The organism is Vibrio sp. 704, from assembly GCF_033339295.1.
This window is the reverse complement of the sequence record NZ_JAWOUH010000972.1, coordinates 1-527: the sequence shown is the minus strand read 5'-3', so window position 1 is coordinate 527 and position 527 is coordinate 1. Positions and strand designations below refer to the sequence as shown.

At 44.6% G+C, this 527-nt stretch carries 1 protein-coding gene; it reads left to right on the top strand.

Annotation, left to right across the window (positions count from 1 at the left end; translation table 11 throughout):
* A partial coding sequence (gene rsxA / locus R7R24_RS30170; protein ID WP_318120648.1) for an electron transport complex subunit RsxA occupies positions 1 to 504 on the top strand: 504 nt, incomplete at its 5' end.
* Between the last annotated feature and the right edge of the window lie 23 nt (positions 505 to 527).

Sequence of the window (527 nt, the reverse complement as noted above, 5' to 3'; positions counted from 1 at the left end):
TGTCCATTTATGGGCGTGTCTAAAAAACTGGAAACAGCAATAGGCATGGGGTTAGCAACCACTTTTGTGCTAACCCTCGCATCTGTGTGTGCGTACTTAGTGGAAAGCTATATCTTGCGACCGCTCGGTATCGAGTACTTAAGAACCATGAGCTTTATTTTGGTGATCGCTGTCGTGGTACAGTTCACCGAGATGGTTGTACACAAAACTAGCCCGACCCTTTATCGCTTGCTTGGTATCTTCTTACCACTGATCACGACCAACTGTGCCGTATTGGGTGTTGCACTTCTCAACATCAATGAGAATCATAACTTCATCGAATCTATCATTTATGGTTTTGGTGCAGCCGTCGGTTTCTCACTTGTATTGATCCTTTTTGCTTCTATGCGTGAGCGTATCGCTGCGGCTGACGTGCCTGTTCCATTTAAAGGTGCATCGATTGCAATGATCACTGCGGGTTTAATGTCGCTTGCTTTCATGGGCTTTACAGGTTTGGTGAAGTAAACAATGAGTACGATTTTAATTGC